The 15571-nt window shown below is 60.3% G+C and carries 18 protein-coding genes and 1 pseudogene; 12 read left to right on the top strand and 7 right to left on the bottom strand.

The window, feature by feature from the left end; translation table 11 throughout:
- The first annotated feature begins 204 nt into the window (after positions 1-204).
- From ACMGGK_RS13205 to ACMGGK_RS13185, 5 genes are all read left to right on the top strand, one after another.
- Entirely contained in the window at positions 205-663 is a 459-nt protein-coding gene (locus ACMGGK_RS13205) for a hypothetical protein (protein ID WP_079449331.1), read from the top strand.
- 98 nt (positions 664-761) lie between these two features.
- Positions 762-1178: a DUF2000 domain-containing protein gene (locus ACMGGK_RS13200; protein WP_004941246.1), complete on the top strand. Its 417-nt coding sequence runs from the start codon at positions 762-764 to the stop codon at positions 1176-1178.
- 72 nt (positions 1179-1250) lie between these two features.
- On the top strand, positions 1251-2282 hold the full coding sequence (locus ACMGGK_RS13195; RefSeq protein ID WP_016928053.1) for a LacI family DNA-binding transcriptional regulator: 1032 nt from the start codon (positions 1251-1253) through the stop codon (positions 2280-2282).
- 186 nt (positions 2283-2468) lie between these two features.
- Positions 2469-3392 carry a TIM barrel protein gene (locus ACMGGK_RS13190; protein WP_049300636.1) on the top strand — a complete coding sequence of 308 codons (924 nt, stop codon included), beginning with the start codon at positions 2469-2471 and terminating at the stop codon, positions 3390-3392.
- 14 nt (positions 3393-3406) lie between these two features.
- Complete coding sequence (locus ACMGGK_RS13185; protein WP_049300635.1) at positions 3407-4579, top strand: Gfo/Idh/MocA family protein; 1173 nt, start codon at positions 3407-3409, stop codon at positions 4577-4579.
- 13 nt (positions 4580-4592) lie between these two features.
- Here ACMGGK_RS13185 and ACMGGK_RS13180 read toward each other — a convergent pair whose 3' ends face one another.
- Positions 4593-4943, bottom strand: a complete 351-nt coding sequence (locus ACMGGK_RS13180) for a GFA family protein (protein ID WP_016928050.1) — start codon at positions 4941-4943, stop codon at positions 4593-4595.
- Positions 4944-5084: 141 nt separating this feature from the next.
- Here ACMGGK_RS13180 and ACMGGK_RS13175 point away from each other — a divergent pair, with 141 nt between their 5' ends.
- The 3 genes from ACMGGK_RS13175 to ACMGGK_RS13165 all read left to right on the top strand — a co-directional run bounded on the left by ACMGGK_RS13175 (position 5085) and on the right by ACMGGK_RS13165 (position 7239).
- Entirely contained in the window at positions 5085-5294 is a 210-nt protein-coding gene (locus ACMGGK_RS13175) for a hypothetical protein (protein WP_004941260.1), read from the top strand.
- A gap of 152 nt (positions 5295-5446) precedes the next feature.
- Positions 5447-6520, top strand: a complete 1074-nt coding sequence (locus ACMGGK_RS13170; protein WP_049300696.1) for an SMP-30/gluconolactonase/LRE family protein — start codon at positions 5447-5449, stop codon at positions 6518-6520.
- 74 nt (positions 6521-6594) lie between these two features.
- The gene (locus ACMGGK_RS13165; RefSeq protein ID WP_015377630.1) at positions 6595-7239 is read left to right on the top strand and encodes a Qnr family pentapeptide repeat protein; all 645 of its coding nucleotides are present in this window, start codon (positions 6595-6597) and stop codon (positions 7237-7239) included.
- An 8-nt stretch (positions 7240-7247) separates the two neighbouring features.
- Here ACMGGK_RS13165 and ACMGGK_RS13160 read toward each other — a convergent pair whose 3' ends face one another.
- Complete coding sequence (locus ACMGGK_RS13160; RefSeq protein ID WP_337039380.1) at positions 7248-7649, bottom strand: hypothetical protein; 402 nt, start codon at positions 7647-7649, stop codon at positions 7248-7250.
- A gap of 558 nt (positions 7650-8207) precedes the next feature.
- Here ACMGGK_RS13160 and cspE point away from each other — a divergent pair.
- Together cspE and ACMGGK_RS13150 are read left to right on the top strand one after the other, a co-directional pair.
- A complete protein-coding gene (gene cspE / locus ACMGGK_RS13155; RefSeq protein WP_016928047.1) occupies positions 8208-8420 on the top strand; it encodes an RNA chaperone/antiterminator CspA in 213 nt (70 codons plus the stop codon).
- 114 nt (positions 8421-8534) lie between these two features.
- Positions 8535-8610 (top strand): annotated as a pseudogene (locus tag ACMGGK_RS13150).
- A 215-nt stretch (positions 8611-8825) separates the two neighbouring features.
- On the opposite strand, the gene ACMGGK_RS13145 reads toward ACMGGK_RS13150, so the two are convergent.
- Positions 8826-9503, bottom strand: coding sequence for an isochorismatase family protein (locus ACMGGK_RS13145; RefSeq protein ID WP_016928046.1), 678 nt, complete (start codon positions 9501-9503; stop codon positions 8826-8828).
- 253 nt (positions 9504-9756) lie between these two features.
- Here ACMGGK_RS13145 and ACMGGK_RS13140 point away from each other — a divergent pair, with 253 nt between their 5' ends.
- Both ACMGGK_RS13140 and ACMGGK_RS13135 read left to right on the top strand, forming a co-directional pair.
- Positions 9757-10185 (top strand): universal stress protein, encoded by a 429-nt coding sequence (locus tag ACMGGK_RS13140; RefSeq protein ID WP_033633267.1) that lies wholly within the window; start codon positions 9757-9759, stop codon positions 10183-10185.
- A 315-nt stretch (positions 10186-10500) separates the two neighbouring features.
- Positions 10501-11256 carry an SDR family NAD(P)-dependent oxidoreductase gene (locus ACMGGK_RS13135; protein WP_025302549.1) on the top strand — a complete coding sequence of 252 codons (756 nt, stop codon included), beginning with the start codon at positions 10501-10503 and terminating at the stop codon, positions 11254-11256.
- Positions 11257-11300: 44 nt separating this feature from the next.
- On the opposite strand, the gene ACMGGK_RS13130 is transcribed toward ACMGGK_RS13135, so the two are convergent.
- Genes ACMGGK_RS13130 through puuD form a run of 4 tightly spaced genes read right to left on the bottom strand, consistent with a single transcriptional unit; the run spans position 11301 to position 15420 of the window.
- Positions 11301-12581 (bottom strand): NAD(P)/FAD-dependent oxidoreductase, encoded by a 1281-nt coding sequence (locus ACMGGK_RS13130; protein WP_016928043.1) that lies wholly within the window; start codon positions 12579-12581, stop codon positions 11301-11303.
- 11 nt (positions 12582-12592) lie between these two features.
- Entirely contained in the window at positions 12593-14089 is a 1497-nt protein-coding gene (puuC, locus tag ACMGGK_RS13125) for an aldehyde dehydrogenase PuuC (protein ID WP_420276946.1), read from the bottom strand.
- Between the two features lie 15 nt (positions 14090-14104).
- The gene (puuR, locus tag ACMGGK_RS13120) at positions 14105-14662 is read right to left on the bottom strand and encodes an HTH-type transcriptional regulator PuuR (RefSeq protein WP_016928041.1); all 558 of its coding nucleotides are present in this window, start codon (positions 14660-14662) and stop codon (positions 14105-14107) included.
- Positions 14659-15420, bottom strand: coding sequence for a gamma-glutamyl-gamma-aminobutyrate hydrolase (puuD, locus tag ACMGGK_RS13115; RefSeq protein ID WP_025302552.1), 762 nt, complete (start codon positions 15418-15420; stop codon positions 14659-14661). Before puuD ends, puuR begins: the two co-directional genes overlap by 4 nt.
- Between the last annotated feature and the right edge of the window lie 151 nt (positions 15421-15571).

The following is a 15571-nucleotide window of genomic DNA, read 5'->3' as shown; positions in this document are numbered from 1 at the left end:
CATCACTATGCCTCTGCGCTACAGCAAAGGCCGTTCAAATGCTGCGCTATCACGTGGGGAAACTGTTCATTTCGAGCTTTATTTTGCGCGCCTCGTTGTTTGGTTCGCCAGCGTGCCGCCCGGCGTGGACGCGGGTCCCCCCGCAGCGGTTTACTGTTCCGGCACGCAGCAGGCGTGTTGAATTCATTTTATAAGGAGCAGTGTATGTCAGAGATGATGAACGAGAGTGGGGCGCCGGCCATTGAATGGAGCTATGGCGGCCGGGGTGACGATATCAGCAGCAGCCTGAGCCTCGACACGGTTGAGGAACAGCCGCAGGGTTTCTTGATGACGGTCGATCGGCCGGTGCAGATCTTTAAAGAAGCGCTGTCGCCGATGATGGCCTTTGTCACGCTGCTGCGCCCGCTGTACGCCAAGACGAGCGAAGGCTTCCAGTATGTGCCGGTTTCCAACCCCTGGACCGACGTGCAGCGCCTGCCGGCCAGCGCAGGCTATTTGGGCGTACAGGTCAACGCCGGGCTGTTCTTCCATGGCGCCAAGCCGACGCACTATAAAGACCGCGACGGCCAGATGAAACCGATCGACGGCGGCACGCTTTTGCAGAACATCACCGTGCTGCATCAGGTGGCGCAGCCGCAGGGCCCGGGCGAAGGCGGGATCTGAGGCTGAAACGTTATCACGGGGCCGGACGCGGCCCTTATCTCGCCTTGAAAACCGCCCTTGGCTTGGGTAAAAAGGGCTGTCTATTCAAGGAGAAGAGTATGTACAGCGACAACGAGAAAAAATTCTACATCATCCTCAACCGCAACCACGAACCGGCCACGCTGTTTAACGCCTCCTGCCATCTGACGGCGGGCATCACCGATCTGATCGAACAGCGTGAGTTTCACCACTATCCGAGCAGCCTCGACGGCGTCAGCGCCAACATGAGCCACTACCCGATCGTCATCCTTCAGGCTAAAAACAGCAGCCAGCTCAGCAACCTGATCCTCAAATGCAAGGAGGAGGGCGTGCTGTCCAACTTCTTCACCACCACCATGCTGTCGCACTCCGCCGAGCAGCAGATCGCCGACACCGCCAATACCCCCTACGAGCAGCTGGATTTCGTGGCGGTGGCGCTCTACGGTGACACCGAGCAGCTTAAGCCGCTCACCAAGAAGTTCTCCGTCTACCGTTAATCGCGAACGGCGTCACATCAGGGGCGGCAACGGCTATGATATTTTTCCATCAAATCGTTGATGGAGATGAACATGAGCGGCAAGAAAACCACCATGGCGGCCATCGCCAGAGAGGCGCGGGTCGGCATCGCCACCGTCGATCGGGTGATCAACCAACGCGCGTCGGTGCGGCCCGCCACCCAGCGCCGGGTGATTGAGGCGGCGAAAAAGTTGGGGTTCGCGTTGGAGAAGTCCCACTGCCTGTCGGCGGTGCTGGGCAGGCCGGAGCGCCGCCTGAAAATGGGGTTTATCCTGCTGCGGCGCGAACACTCTTTCTATGCGCAACTGGCTGATGAACTGATGGCGCAAGCGGCGCCGTATCATGAGCCGGGTCAGCCGCCGCAGTTCATCTTCCACTCTCTCAATGCCATCGGCGACACCGCCGCCGCCATTAGCCAATTGAGCCGCCAGGTGGAAGCGATCGGCGTGCTGGCGCTGGATCACCCCCTGATCCACTATGCCGTAGAAGAAGCCGCCCAGGCGGGCATCAACGTTTTCGCGCTGCTGTCGGATTTATCGGTGCCCAGCCGCGCCGGCTACATCGGTCTGGATAATCAAAAAGCGGGCCGCACAGCCGGCTGGGCGGTGGATCGTCTGTGCCGGCGTCAGGGCGACGTCGGCGTGATCATCGGCGACAACCGTTTTACTTGCCAGGAAGCCTGCGAGATCGGTTTTCGCTCCTACCTGCGTGAGCAGATGAGCGGCCAGCGTGTGCTGGAACCGGTGCGCAGCCTTGAGGACGCGGAAACGGCGCGCCGGGTTACGCGTGAACTGCTGGCGAACCACCCGGAACTGGCGGCGCTTTACGCGCCGAGCGGCGGTGTGGAGGGCATTATTCAGGCGTTGCGAGAGAGCGGCCGGCAGCGCGACATCACGCTGGTGTGCCACGGCCCGGTGCAGGGCGGTGAAATGGCGCTGCTCGACGGCACGGTGGATCTGCTGCTGTGCCACCGCATTCCCGAATTGGCCGCCACGATCGTCGAGACGTTACTCGCCGCCGATGAACAACCGGGATTACGCCACATCATTAATCGCTTCGATGTGATCACCAAAGAAAACCTCTGACGGCCGCTGAGTGGTGTTTGCCGAGGTCAGGGCGCAGCCAGGCGCTGCCTGAATTTGATTGAAAAATATCAAATAATTTATCAAAAATAGCGCGATCTCTATCAAAAAATAAAATTTTCATTATTGGTGGTTTTGGAATTTTTGTTTGATACTGCCGGCATTCCCCGCAAAAAAGGAGCCGTCGCCATGACTTTGCCTATCGCCAATGCGCCCTGCAGTTGGGGCGTGGATGATCCGAACAACCCCCATTTGCCGCCCTATGCCACGGTTCTGCAAGAAGCGTCGGCGGCCGGCTACCGCAGCATAGAGCTGGGGCCGTGGGGCTATCTGCCGACGCAGAGCGAGGCGCTGTGTGCCGCGCTGGAGCAGCATCGCCTGTCGCTGGTGGCCGGCACGATTTTTGACGATCTGGTCAGCGAGGCGAACATTGAGCGCCTGCTGGCCCTGACTCATCGGATATGCCGCAACCTCTCGCGGGCGCCCAGGGCGGAGCCGACCGAGGGCGATCGCGCCGCGCCGCCGTTCTTGGTGATTATCGATTTCGGCAATCCGCAACGCGCCAGGTTCGCCGGGCGTTCAGATTTAGCGCCGCGTTTGTCGCAGGCGGAGTGGCAGAGGATGATCGGGCACATTACGCGCATCAGCGAACTGGCCTGGCGGGAATACGGTGTGCGGCCGGTGGTGCATCCGCACGCCGGCGGCTGCATCGAGTTCGCCGACGAAATCGACCGGTTGGCGGCGGACATTCCGCATCACACCGCCGGATTGTGCCTGGATACCGGCCATCTGTATTACGCCGGGCTGGACCCGGCTGCCTGGCTGAGCAAGCACTTTGATCGTCTTGATTACCTGCACTTCAAAGACGTCGATCCGCAGGTGTTCCGCGAGGTGCTGGCGCGCGGCGTCGATTTTTTCACCGCCTGCGCCGAGGGCGTCATGTGCCCGTTGGGCAGCGGGGCGATCGATTATCCGCAGCTGCGTGCGCTGTTGGCCGAGCGCGGATATCGGGGCTGGATCACTATCGAGCAGGAGCGCGATCCGCGCAATGTGCAGGGCAGCCTGCAGGACGTCGCCGCCAGCTTGCGCTACTTGCGCGGCCTCGGCTTTTAATCAGGAGAAACACGATGATCAACGGCAGCAAACCTTTGGCGAGATCGTTGCGCTGGGGCATGGTCGGCGGCGGTGGCACCAGCCAGATCGGTTACATCCACCGTTCAGCGGCCTTGCGCGACGGCGCGTTTACTCTGTTGGCCGGCGCGTTCGACATTGACGCCGAACGCGGGCGTGATTTTGGCCGGAGTCTGGGCGTGGCGGCGGAGCGCTGTTATGCGGATTATGCCGAGATGTTCCGCGCCGAAGCCGCGCGGGCGGACGGCATCGAAGCGGTCTCGATCGCCACGCCGAACAACACCCATTACGCCATTTGCCGGGCGGCGCTGGAGGCGGGATTGCACGTGGTATGCGAGAAGCCGCTGTGTTTCAGCGTCGAAGAGGCGCAGGCGCTGGCGGCGCTGTGCGAGCGGCAGCGCAAAGTCATCGGCGTGACCTACGGCTATGCCGGGCACCAGATGATTTTGCAGGCCCGGCAGATGATTGCCGATGGCCGGCTGGGGGAAATTCGGCTGGTGAATATGCAGTTCGCCCACGGCTTTCACGCCGCGCCGGTGGAGCAGGATAATCCCAGCACTCGCTGGCGGGTCGATCCGCGCTTTGTCGGCCCCAGCTATGTGCTGGGCGATCTGGCAACCCACACGCTGTTCCTGGCGGAAACCATGGCGCCGCAGTTGAAGATCCGGCGGCTGATCTGCAGCCGGCAAAGCTTTGTGCCGTCGCGCGCGCCGTTGGAAGACAATGCCTATGTGCTGATGGAGTATCACAACGGCGCCGTCGGCTCCGTGTGGGCTTCGGCGGTCAACTGCGGTTCGATGCACGGCCAAAAGGTGCGCATTGTCGGTGAAAAGGCCAGCCTGGAGTGGTGGGATGAACAACCCAATCAGCTGCGCTTCGAAGTGCAGGGCGAGCCGGTGCGGATCCTGGAGCGCGGCATGCCGTATCTCGCCGCGTCGGCGCTGGCGGACGATCGCATCGGCGGCGGCCATGCGGAGGGGCTGTTTGAAGCCTGGTCGAATCTCTACCGCCGCTTCGCGCTGGCGATGGACGCCACCGATCGGCGCGACGCAGCCTTCCTGGCCGACTTCTGGTACCCGGACGTGCAGGCCGGCGCGCTGGGCGTGAAGTGGGTGGCGCGCTGCGTGCAATCCGCCGAAACCGACGCCGGCTGGGTCGCCTTCGACTGAGCGAGCGATTCGCTCAGACGCTGGCCCCGTCGTAGCTGTGGATCTGTAACGCATCCAGCGCGACGTCCGGCACGCAACGCAGGTTAACGGCGCACATCGCGGCGCCGTCTGGCGCGGTGCCGTAGGCGAAGGGCTGGGCTCCGCAGACTCGGCAGAACTGATGGCGGATCCTGTGGTGATTGAAAGTGTAGGTGCTGAGCTGGTCCTGACCGCTGTTGAGCGTGAAAGCGCTGATGGGGAAGAACGACAGCAGCAGCCCTTTGCGGCGGCAAATCGAACAGTTGCAGCTGAGGGCTTCGGTCGGCAGTTCGGCGTCCACGGTAAAGGTGACGGCGCCGCAGTGGCAGCTTCCCTGGAATGACATGGCGATGATCCTGTAACAGGGGAGAGTGTTTGCCCAGTATAGTGCAATTTATCGTCACTCGGCCGCGCCCGGCCTGGTTTCCTTAGTAAATGCACGGTTTTCTGGTAGGTTAGAGGTTAACGTCATCAAAAGGAGATCGCGATGTTAGAACATTACTATCCGGCCAATATGGGCGCTGAACCGGTCACGGACGAACAGCACAAACGGCTGGTGGCGGTGCAGGCGGCGCTGGAACTGATCAAGGCCACGCTGTCGGATACCAACGACGGCAACGGCGTGGACTTCCAGCTGAAGGCGGCGGAAAAGCACATCGGCCCGATGGCCGACGCCATTCAGGAAGCCCTGAAGTAACGGTTCGCCGTCACGTCAACCGCCCGTCTCGGGCGGTTTTTTTTGCGCTGATTACTGCGATTTTTTTAGTGGCGCATTGCCTTTTTCCCGGCTGGTGCCGTGAGCGGCGCGATCCTACTCTAGCGATCCGAGTCCTCATCAGGGTCATGCTCATGTTCCGCTTCAGCTTCTTTTCTTTCTTATTGCCGCGCCGCCGACGCGTCACCCAGTTGGCCGGCGCAGCGCTGTTGTTCAGCGGCGTTATGCAGGCGCAGGCCACGCAACGCATCGAGTTTTCGCCGAACCCCGCCGGCGCCTACCCTGAGGGCATCGCCTGGAATGCACGCGCCGGTGCGTTCCTGATTTCCTCTCTGCGCGGCGGGCAGCTTGGCCTGGTCTACCCGGATGGCCGCTATCGGCGGTTTTCCACCGGCAAGGGGCTTATCACCACCTCCGGCATGCTGGTGGACGCCGAGCGCAACCGGGTGCTGGTGTGCAACGAAGACGTGGGCGTGTCCCGCAACTCTGCCGCTGGCACGCGCAATCGCGTGGCGCAGGTGCTGGAGTTCAATCTCGATACCGGCGCGCTGCAGCAGACGTACGATCTTTCATCGCTAAGCCATGGGCCGACGCTGCCCAACGATCTGACGCTCGACGCGCAGGGCAATATCTACGTGACCGACAGCTTCCAGCCGCAGATTTACAAGATCGACCAGACAACGCGCCAGGCGTCGATTTTGGTGCGCTCAGCGCGCTTGATGCCGGCCGACGCACCCGCCGCTGCGCAGGGCTCGCGGCCTTATCTCAATGGCGTGGTGTATCACCCGGATGGCTACCTGATTGCCGCGGACTACACCCGCGGGCTGCTGTGGAAGGTGACGTTGGAGAACGCGCCGGCGGTCAGTGAAATCAGGCTGCCGCAGCGGCTGAAAGGGCCGGACGGGCTGCGGCTCAAAAATGCCCATGAATTGGTGATCGTACAGTCTTTTCCGGATGAAAAGGGGAGCATGTCCGGCGACGTGTCACTGCTCTCCTCGACCGACGGCTGGGCCAGCGCGCGTATCGCCGCGGTCGCCGCGCCGCCGGGATTGGATGGGCCGACCGGCGCCGCGCTGCGGGATGGCGAGGTGTGGGTCGTCAACTCCCGTTACCCCCGGCTGTTTGCCGACGTCGCTCAGGCGGAAAGTACCAAGACGTTCAGTATCGTCAAGGTGGCGTTCAAACCGGCCGCGGCGGATGGCCGCTGATCGACGGCGATTGCCAACCGCGCCGGAATAGGATTAAATGCGCAGTGACTGTATAAATAAACAGGTGTGCTGCGATGAGTCTGATGTTGAAGGGTGAAAAGATTGACCGTAACCGCTTTACCGGCGAGAAGATTGAAAACGGCAGCTTTATGCTGTGCGATTTTTCGGGCGCCGATCTGACCGGTACCGAGTTTATCGGCTGCCAGTTTTACGATCGCGACAGCCGACAGGGCGGCAATTTCAGCCGCGCGATACTGAAAGACGCCAGCTTCAGAAGCTGCGATTTGTCGATGGCCGACTTCCGCCATGCCAGCGCTCTGGGGGTGGAGATCCGCGAATGCCGCGCGCAGGGCGCCGATTTTCGCGGCGCCAGCTTTATGAACATGATCACCAGCCGCACCTGGTTTTGCAGCGCCTATATCACCAAAAGCAACCTGAGCTATGCCAACTTCGCCAAGGTGGTGCTGGAGAAATGCGAGCTGTGGGAAAACCGCTGGCACGGCGCGCAGGTGCTAGGTGCCAGTTTCAGCGGTTCCGATCTGTCCGGCGGCGAATTCTCCGGTTTCGACTGGCGTGCCGCCGATGTCACCCAGTGTGATTTGAGCAACGCGGAACTGGGCGAGTTGGATTTGCGTACCACCGATCTGCAGGGCGTCAAAATGGACAGCCACCAGGCCGCGCAGCTGCTGGAGCGGCTGGGGATCGCAATCATCGGCTAAGGGAATGGCTAACGCGACGGTTGGGCAAATAAGCGATTGGAGGCTTTCTCTGCGTCCACGGGAATACGGCGTTGCATTACCGGGATAGTGAAGCGGGGATCCTGTGAGAGATGGCGAGCCTGCTCGTTGAGCGGCACGACGGCGATCGCCAGATTGTCGTTGGCCTGCATGACGCCTTCCTGTTCGAACAGGGCGAACACCGGCGTGTCGCGCGCGTTACCCAATGAGCAAGCCGAAATCCAATAGTGCCCGTCTTGGGCAAATTTGCACTGCGCCGTTTGCGGGCTAATTGCGCTGATTTGTTTGGCAATCAAGGCATTCGCGTTTTCCACATAGCTTGGTGGTACCGGCTGGCAGCCTGCCAAACTGAGCGTCAGTGCAGCTAGCGTCAGTGTTCTTTTGCCCATCATAGCCATCCTTGAGGTCATTTCCTGTAAAGTAAAATAATTATCCTAACAACGATAATGCACCAGTGTCGAGAACAGATTGATTTATTAAGCTTTTGTTTCTCTTTCATGACGATTAAGCGGTTTTCTTCAGTGTTATAGCAGGGAGTGGTTTCGCGTGAAGGGAAGAGCAGAACGCGGAATCGGCGGCTGTTTGCGCGTTCATGATCGGCTCCGGCGCGGCGAGTCCAATCGTTCGTTATTTTTCACCCCGAACGCCGCGCAGATAACCCTGAGCTGGCGGCAGATGCAGGCGGTTCTTTGCGGTAATAAATTTATGAGCCATATGAATATAATTTAAAATATATCTTGCTTAAATAATTTAGCTGTGTGTAAATAGCGTTATCGGTTTGTAGTTCAGACCTTATGAAAGCAGTTTTAGTAAAGCAGTTCTCAGTATTAGCGATATCCCTCAGATACCTCTTCTTCCGCGAATTCTCTTCTTTAGTGCCCCATAAGTTTCCAATAAAAACAGACCTCTATCGCCCTATGGCGTCGCAAAAATATAAAGGAAATATCTCTATGACCAATAAAATGACGGGTTTGGTAAAATGGTTTGATGCAGGTAAAGGCTTTGGCTTTATCACCCCGGCAGACGGTGGCAAAGACGTGTTTGTACACTTCTCCGCTATCCAGAGCAACGATTTCAAAACGCTGGACGAAGGCCAACAGGTTGAGTTCACTATCGAAAATGGCATGAAGGGGCCTTCTGCCGGCAACGTGGTCGCGTTATAATTTTCGGCCGAGGTGCAATTTCTTACGACAGCGATGATGGTTTAAGCCGGAGCAGTTAAGCAATGAAATCCTCAGCCTGAATAAACTCCGGGTTCGCCCGGAGTCTTTCTCGATACGTCATTAGCTCAGCAGGAAGAGCGGCAGCGAAATTATTCGTTGGCGGACTGGGGTTCGATTCCTCGATGACGTCCAATAATTAATGATTATTGGCAACAGAAAAACAGATTGCCGCAGAATTAATAACGCCGCGTTTCAGTCTATTTTTCTGTTGTGAAAAAGTCGCGCTTAGGCTGCGTAATGTTGGAGTGTGGGATGGACGCTTACGCCATAACATGACAGCCGGGAAAGTCACCGGCACACGATTAATAGCCCCGGCCTTGGCCGGGGTTTTTTATGCCCGCGATCTTAACGCTGCGAGTCCAGCAGTTCGTTGTTTTTCACCACGTCCTGCGCTTTGAGGTAGCTCTCGATCAGCAGCTGATAGGCCGGGAAGATTTTGGTGTAGACCTCGGCCCATTGCTGAGCGTCGGCGCGGTTCCAGCTGCCCTGCAGCTCCGAGGCCACGCCGGCGGTGTCGATCGGCACCACGCCGGCCTGCACCACACGCGCCAGGGTGATTTCCTGCGCCATTTTCGAGTAGGTGCCGGAGGCGTCGATTACCGCGAACACTTTATAGCCTTCGGCCACCGCACTGATGGACGGGAAGGCCATGCAGACGCTGGTGATGGTGCCGGCGATGATCAGGGTCTTGCGGCCGGTGGCCTTGACCGCCGCCACGAAGTCCGGGTTGTCCCAGGCGTTGATTTCCCCTTTACGGGCGACGTATTGCGCGTGCGGTGCATTCTGGTGAATTTCCGGGATCAGTGGGCCGTTGGGGCCCTGCGGCACCGAGGCGGTGGTGATCACCGGCAGTTTACTGAGGGTGGCGATGCTGGCCAGGGCGGCGGCGCGGGCGCGCAGTTCGGTCATCGGCATATCGGCGACGGTCTGGAACAGGCCGCTCTGGTGATCAATCAGGAGCATGACCGCGTCATTGGCATCAATAACAGGACGCTGGCCGTTGAAATTGGCTGGAGTGCTCATGGTGTTTTCCCTTTCTCGTCGTGAGGTCAGTGGGTATCTTCTTTGATTGATAAGGCTGAAACTCAGCACTTGCCTACAGTGTAGGGAGAAGAGAGAAATCCGGTAGAGCCTGAAGTCGGGATGCATCGTTCCATAAATGGAACGATTTTGACGCAGGCGAGCGGCCCGGCGCTGGGCTAAACTTAAGATGCATAAGAAACATGCGGCAAGGAGCGCCATCCTGTTTACGGATCTGACGAGGAGGGCCGCCATCATGGCTTACCGGCATATCGTTGTCGCCACGGATCTCAGCGAAGACGCCGAGTTCCTGCTGGGCAAGGGCGCCAGACTGGCCGCTGCGCTCAATGCCAAACTTTCCCTGATCTATATCGACATCCACCGCGCCGGCTATTACGTCGATCTGGGCGTGGGCGATTACAACTACACCGATCGCACCTTTTCGGAGCGGGTGAAGAATATGCTCAATGCGATCAAAGGGCAGTCGTCGTATCCGGTGGAAGAGGTGATCGTCAGTCGCGGCGCGTTGACGGAAGAGCTGAACCGGGTGGCGAAGGAAAAAGGGTTCGATCTGGTGATCTTCGGCCATCATCATGATGTCTGGAGCCGACTGGTCTCTTCGGCGCGTCAGGCGATCAACGAGCTGAACGTTGATCTGCTGGTTGTTCCCATCGAGAAAAAATAGTCGCGGCCGCCTGCGGGCGGCTGCCGTTTTCCATTCGCATCGCTTATCTCTGGGTGAAGATAACCGCATACCTGCAATAATTCCGCTTGCTGACAATCCGCCCGAAAAATAGTGACTGCCTGGAATTTTATTTTCTCCATCAATATGTTGGCCAAAATCCGATAAAGGTTAATCCAGCGCATTGAAATCACTGTCATACCTCCTTTTGGTTAATAAACCGCACGTTTTGACTGGCTCTCCGCGAAGAGGCGTCTTATCCTCGGGGTAATGAGATTTGTATGACTTATATAAATACGTTCACATGGAGGAGGTCTCATGCGTTTTGACAATAAAGTCGTGGTTATCACCGGTGCGGGCAATGGCATGGGGGAAGCGGCGGCGCGGCGTTTCTCCGCCGAGGGCGCGATCGTGGTGCTGGCCGACTGGGCCAAGGAAGCGGTGGACAAGGTCGCCGCTTCGCTGCCGAAGGGCCGGGCGATGGCGGTGCATATCGACGTTTCCGATCACGTCGCGGTTGAAAAAATGATGAACGAGGTGGCGGAAAAACTGGGCCGCATCGACGTCCTACTGAACAACGCCGGCGTACACGTGGCGGGCAGCGTGCTGGAAACCAGCGTCGACGACTGGCGTCGCATCGCCGGGGTTGATATTGACGGCGTGGTGTTCTGCTCCAAATTCGCCTTGCCGCACCTGCTGAAGACCAAGGGCTGCATCGTCAATACCGCGTCGGTGTCCGGCCTGGGCGGCGACTGGGGCGCGGCCTATTACTGCGCGGCGAAAGGCGCGGTGGTCAACCTGACGCGCGCCATGGCGCTCGATCACGGCGGTGACGGCGTGCGCATCAACTCGGTCTGCCCGAGCCTGGTCAAAACCAACATGACCAACGGCTGGCCGCAGGAGATCCGCGACAAGTTCAATGAGCGCATCGCGCTGGGGCGTGCGGCAGAGCCGGAAGAGGTGGCGGCGGTGATGGCGTTCCTGGCCAGCGACGACGCCAGCTTTATCAATGGCGCCAACATTCCGGTCGATGGCGGGGCGACCGCCTCGGACGGCCAACCGAAGATCGTCTAAGCGTTAACGCGCAGGCCCGGCCAGGATGACCGGGCCTGTTGTTTTTAGACGCCGATGCGGTCGCGCAGCGTGTAGTAGGCCGCGCCGATGGCGGTGAACGGGATCTGCAGATTGCGTCCGCCGAAGAACGGCAGGTGCGGCAGTTTGGCGAAGGCGTCGAAGCGTTCGGCGTCGCCGCGCATCAGCTCGGCGATCAGCTTGCCCGCCAGATGGGTGCAGGTCACGCCGTGGCCGCTGTAGCCCTGCATGTAGTACACGTTATTCTCCAGCCGGCCGAACTGCGGCATGCGCGACAGCGTCAGCAGGAAGTTGCCGGTCCAGCGATAGTCGATACGCACCCCTTTCAGCTGCGGGAAGGTCTTCAGCAGCTTCGGCCGGATCAGGTTATCGATGTCGTCCGGATCGCGCGCGCCGTACACCACGCCGCCGCCGTACAGCAGGCGATGATCGGCGGTGATGCGGTAGTAATCCAGCAGGTAGTTGCAGTCCTCCACGCAGTAGTTCTGCGGGATCAGCGCCTGCGCGATCTCCGGCGCCAGCGGTTCAGTGGTCACCACCTGAGTGCCGCACGGCATGCTGCGCTTAGCCAGCCGCGGCTCCAGCTTATCGCCCAGATAGGCGTTGCCGGCGACGATGACGAAACGCGCCTTCACCTGGCCGTTGGCGGTGCTGATGAGCGCCGGTTCGCCGTGGCGGATGTTCGTCACCGCCGATTGCTCGAAGATGCGCCCGCCCTGCAGGCGGATCGCCTCGGCTTCGCCCAGCGCCAGATTGAGCGGATGGATGTGGCCGCCGCTGTGATCGAGCAGCGCGCCGACGTAACGATCGCTGGCGATCTCCTGGCGCACCCGGTCTGCGTCGAGCAGCTCAAGCTGGGTATTGCCGTAGCGCTCCCAGTTGCGTTTTTGCTCGATCAGCGCATGGAACTGCTTGTTGTTCAGGGCGGCGAAGATGCCGCCGGGGCGGTAGTCGCAGTCGATGGCGTAGCGGCTGATGCGGCTGCGAATGATCTCCGCGCCTTCGAACATCATGCTGCCGAGCAGGCGGGCGCTTTCCGCGCCGTAACGCTCTTCAATCACATCGATGTCGCGGCTGTAAGAGTTGACCAGCTGGCCGCCGTTGCGGCCGCTGGCGCCGAAACCGATGCGCGCCGCTTCCAGGACCACCACGTCGTAACCGGCTTCCACCAGGAACAGCGCGGAGGAGAGACCGGTATAGCCGCCGCCGATCACGCAGACGTCGCATTCGATCGATTCATTCAGTTGCGGATAGGGCTGATGTGCGTTGGCCGTGGCCGCATAGTAGCTTTTTACGTGTTCAGTCATGAGATAAGCCCTTATTCCAGCGAGATCCAGGTGGTTTTCAATTCGGTGAACTTGTCCAGCGCATGCAGCGATTTGTCGCGGCCGTTGCCGCTCTGCTTGTAGCCGCCGAACGGCACGGTCATGTCGCCGTCGTTGTAGTTGTTGACGAACACCGTGCCGGCCTTCAGTTGGCGCGCCATGCGGTGCGCGCGCGCCAGATCGCGGGTCCAGACCGCGGCGCCGAGGCCGTAGTCGCTGTCGTTGGCCAGCTGCAGCGCCCGTTGCTCGTCGTCGAAGGCGGTCACCGCCAACACCGGGCCGAAGATTTCATCGCGCGCCACGCTCATGGCATTGTCCACCTGGGTGAGGATGGTCGGCCCCAGATAGCCGGCGTGGTCGCCCTGCGGATGGTCGCGCCCGTCGAGGAACAGCGCGGCGCCCTGGCTCAGCCCCCGATCGATATAGCCGGCCACTTTCTCGCAGTGGCCGCTGTCGATCAGCGTGCCCATCACCGTGTCGGGATCGAGCGGATCGCCGGGCATGAAGGTCGCCGCGTGTTTGCGCAGCGCCTGCAGGAACGCTTGCTCAATGCTCGCTTCGACCAGCAGGCGAGTGCCGGCGATGCATACCTGCCCCTGATTATAGAAGATGCCGGCGGCGGCGCTGCGGGCGGCCTGATCCAGATCCGGGCAGTCGGCGAAGACGATGTTGGCGCTTTTGCCGCCGGCCTCCAGCCAGACGCGCTTCATGTTCGATTCGCCGGCGTAAATCATCAGCTGTTTCGCCACCAGGGTGGAGCCGGTAAAGGTGAGGGCGTCGACGTCGCGGTGCAGCGCCAGCGCCTTGCCGGCGTCGTGGCCATAGCCGGGCACCACGTTCAGCACGCCGTCCGGCAGTCCGGCCTGCTGAGCCAATTTGCCGAGCAGGATGGCGCTCAGCGGCGATTTTTCGGAGGGTTTAAGCACCACGCTGTTGCCGGCGGCCAGCGCCGGGCCGAGTTTCCAGCAGGCCAGCAGCAGCGGGAAGTTCCAGGGCACGATGGCGCCGACCACGCCGATCGGCTCGCGCTCGATCAGCGCCAGCGCCTCGCGACCGGTGGGGGCGATTTCGCCGTACACCTTATCGATCGCTTCGGCGTACCAGCGGATGCAGCGGATGGCGCCCGGCACGTCGTCGCGCAGGCTGTGACGAATGGGTTTGCCGGTGTCCAGCGTTTCCAGCAGCGCCAGCTCTTCATGATGCTGTTCCATCAGATCGGCGAAGCGCAGCAGCGTGGTTTTGCGCTGCGCCGGGGCGGCCTGGGCCCAGTCGCCGCGTTCAAAGGCGGCGCGCGCCGCGCTGACTGCCCGATCGATGTCGGCGGCTTCGCCGCGCGCGACCTGCGCCAGCTCGCGGCGGCCGGCGGGATCTTCCACGGCGAAACGTTTCCCCGCGGCGGCCGGCTGGTAGCGGCCGTCGATAAACAGCTGGTGCTCAATCTTCAGGGCCTGCGCCCGTTGTTGCCAATACTGCAAATGGTGAAAGTTCATGCCTGGCTCCGTTGATCAGAATGTCGTCGGCGTATGGGCGCTGATAATCCGGCAAATGCGCGCCGACGTGTTGCTGAAACTGTGGGGGATGCCGGTATTGATGGCGTAGCTCTGCCCGGCCAGCAGGTGATAGCTCTGGCCGTTGACCTGCAGCACCACTTCGCCCTCCAGCAGCGTGCCGATCTCTTCCCCTTGGTGTTTGATGCGCTCGCCGGTGGTGGTGCCCGGTTCGTAGGTCTCGATCATCATCGCCAGCGTGCGGTTCGGGTCGCCGTTGTGGATCAGCTTCATCGAAACGCCCTGGCTGCCGATTTCGATCAGGTCGTCGCTGTCTATCACGATCTGCGGCTCAGCCGGTTTTTCCGGCTCGGCGAAAAACGCCGACAGCGACAGACCGTACACCGTCAGCAGCTTTTGCAGCGTGCTGATGGCCGGGCTGACCTTGTCTTGCTCGATAGTACTGATGGCGCTGTGGGTTAACCCAGACAGTTCGGCGACCCGGCGCTGCGACAACCCTAATTGTTGACGGATCTGCGACAGACGTTTTCCCGGTGCCAAGCTGACGTCGCTCATGGGCGTTTTTCCTTTTGATAGTTCCGACAGGCGGTGATGAAACCATCAAACAACAGGCGCGACAGGGCGTACTCGTCGCTGTTCCACTCCGGGTGCCACTGCACGCCGAGCGCGAAGGGCTGATCGCGCACGCTGATCGCCTCCACCAGCCCGTCAGCGGCGTGCGCCTCGATGCGAACGCTCGCGCCCAGGGTTTTGGCGCCCTGGCCGTGCAGCGAGTTCACCCAGAATCTGTTGCAATCCGGTATCAGTTGCGAAAGCAGCCCCCCTTCCTGAACGATGACCTCGTGGGCGGGGGCGTATTGCTGTTCCAGCGGCAGGTCGTGATCTTCACGATGCTCCAGCAGCTCGGGCAGTTCATACAGGCGGCGATGCAGGGTGCCTTGAGTGGCGACCACCATTTCCTGCATGCCGCGGCAAATGGCGAAAAGGGGAATGCGCCTGTCGAATGCCTGGCGGATCAGCGCCAGGCTCAACGCGTCTCGGCCAGGATCGGCGTCAGGCTCATCGCCGTTTTCACCATAAAGGTGCGGCTGCACATTACTGGGGCTGCCCGGCAGCAAAATGCCGTCGAGGCGCGGCAGCAGTTCCGCCAGCATTTCCGGCTCCGCCAGCGCGTGTGGCAGGGCGATCGGCAAGCCGCCGGCGGTGATAACGGCATTCAGGTACTTTTCTTGCAAGGTCTGTGTGAGGTGCCCGTTTAACCTATACCTGCACATGACGACGCCAATGACTGGTCTGTTAAATATATTGTCCATGCTATCCCCTTGGTACGTTCGAAATTATGAACGATAAGCTTCTCCACCGCCGATTTCGTTCAATATTCTATAAATCTAGCAGTCGATTGGGCAATATTCAAACCAAAAGTAACACTTGCAAAACAAATTTGTTTCATCTACGTTTCATTTG

Source organism: Serratia sp. BNK-33-b (assembly GCF_048684565.1).
GTDB classification, from domain to species: Bacteria; Pseudomonadota; Gammaproteobacteria; order Enterobacterales; family Enterobacteriaceae; genus Serratia; species Serratia marcescens.
Note: the sequence above shows the minus strand (reverse complement) of the source record. Positions and strands in the feature narration are given on the sequence as shown.

Coding starts and splice junctions, on each gene's coding strand:
- ACMGGK_RS13205 (WP_079449331.1), top strand. CDS start 205: ATGTCAGAGATGATGAACGAGAGTGGGGCGCCGGCCATTGAATGGAGC.
- ACMGGK_RS13200 (WP_004941246.1), top strand. CDS start 762: ATGTACAGCGACAACGAGAAAAAATTCTACATCATCCTCAACCGCAAC.
- ACMGGK_RS13195 (WP_016928053.1), top strand. CDS start 1,251: ATGAGCGGCAAGAAAACCACCATGGCGGCCATCGCCAGAGAGGCGCGG.
- ACMGGK_RS13190 (WP_049300636.1), top strand. CDS start 2,469: ATGACTTTGCCTATCGCCAATGCGCCCTGCAGTTGGGGCGTGGATGAT.
- ACMGGK_RS13185 (WP_049300635.1), top strand. CDS start 3,407: ATGATCAACGGCAGCAAACCTTTGGCGAGATCGTTGCGCTGGGGCATG.
- ACMGGK_RS13180 (WP_016928050.1), bottom strand. CDS start 4,943: ATGTCATTCCAGGGAAGCTGCCACTGCGGCGCCGTCACCTTTACCGTG.
- ACMGGK_RS13175 (WP_004941260.1), top strand. CDS start 5,085: ATGTTAGAACATTACTATCCGGCCAATATGGGCGCTGAACCGGTCACG.
- ACMGGK_RS13170 (WP_049300696.1), top strand. CDS start 5,447: ATGTTCCGCTTCAGCTTCTTTTCTTTCTTATTGCCGCGCCGCCGACGC.
- ACMGGK_RS13165 (WP_015377630.1), top strand. CDS start 6,595: ATGAGTCTGATGTTGAAGGGTGAAAAGATTGACCGTAACCGCTTTACC.
- ACMGGK_RS13160 (WP_337039380.1), bottom strand. CDS start 7,649: ATGATGGGCAAAAGAACACTGACGCTAGCTGCACTGACGCTCAGTTTG.
- cspE (WP_016928047.1), top strand. CDS start 8,208: ATGACCAATAAAATGACGGGTTTGGTAAAATGGTTTGATGCAGGTAAA.
- ACMGGK_RS13145 (WP_016928046.1), bottom strand. CDS start 9,503: ATGAGCACTCCAGCCAATTTCAACGGCCAGCGTCCTGTTATTGATGCC.
- ACMGGK_RS13140 (WP_033633267.1), top strand. CDS start 9,757: ATGGCTTACCGGCATATCGTTGTCGCCACGGATCTCAGCGAAGACGCC.
- ACMGGK_RS13135 (WP_025302549.1), top strand. CDS start 10,501: ATGCGTTTTGACAATAAAGTCGTGGTTATCACCGGTGCGGGCAATGGC.
- ACMGGK_RS13130 (WP_016928043.1), bottom strand. CDS start 12,581: ATGACTGAACACGTAAAAAGCTACTATGCGGCCACGGCCAACGCACAT.
- puuC (WP_420276946.1), bottom strand. CDS start 14,089: ATGAACTTTCACCATTTGCAGTATTGGCAACAACGGGCGCAGGCCCTG.
- puuR (WP_016928041.1), bottom strand. CDS start 14,662: ATGAGCGACGTCAGCTTGGCACCGGGAAAACGTCTGTCGCAGATCCGT.
- puuD (WP_025302552.1), bottom strand. CDS start 15,420: ATGGACAATATATTTAACAGACCAGTCATTGGCGTCGTCATGTGCAGG.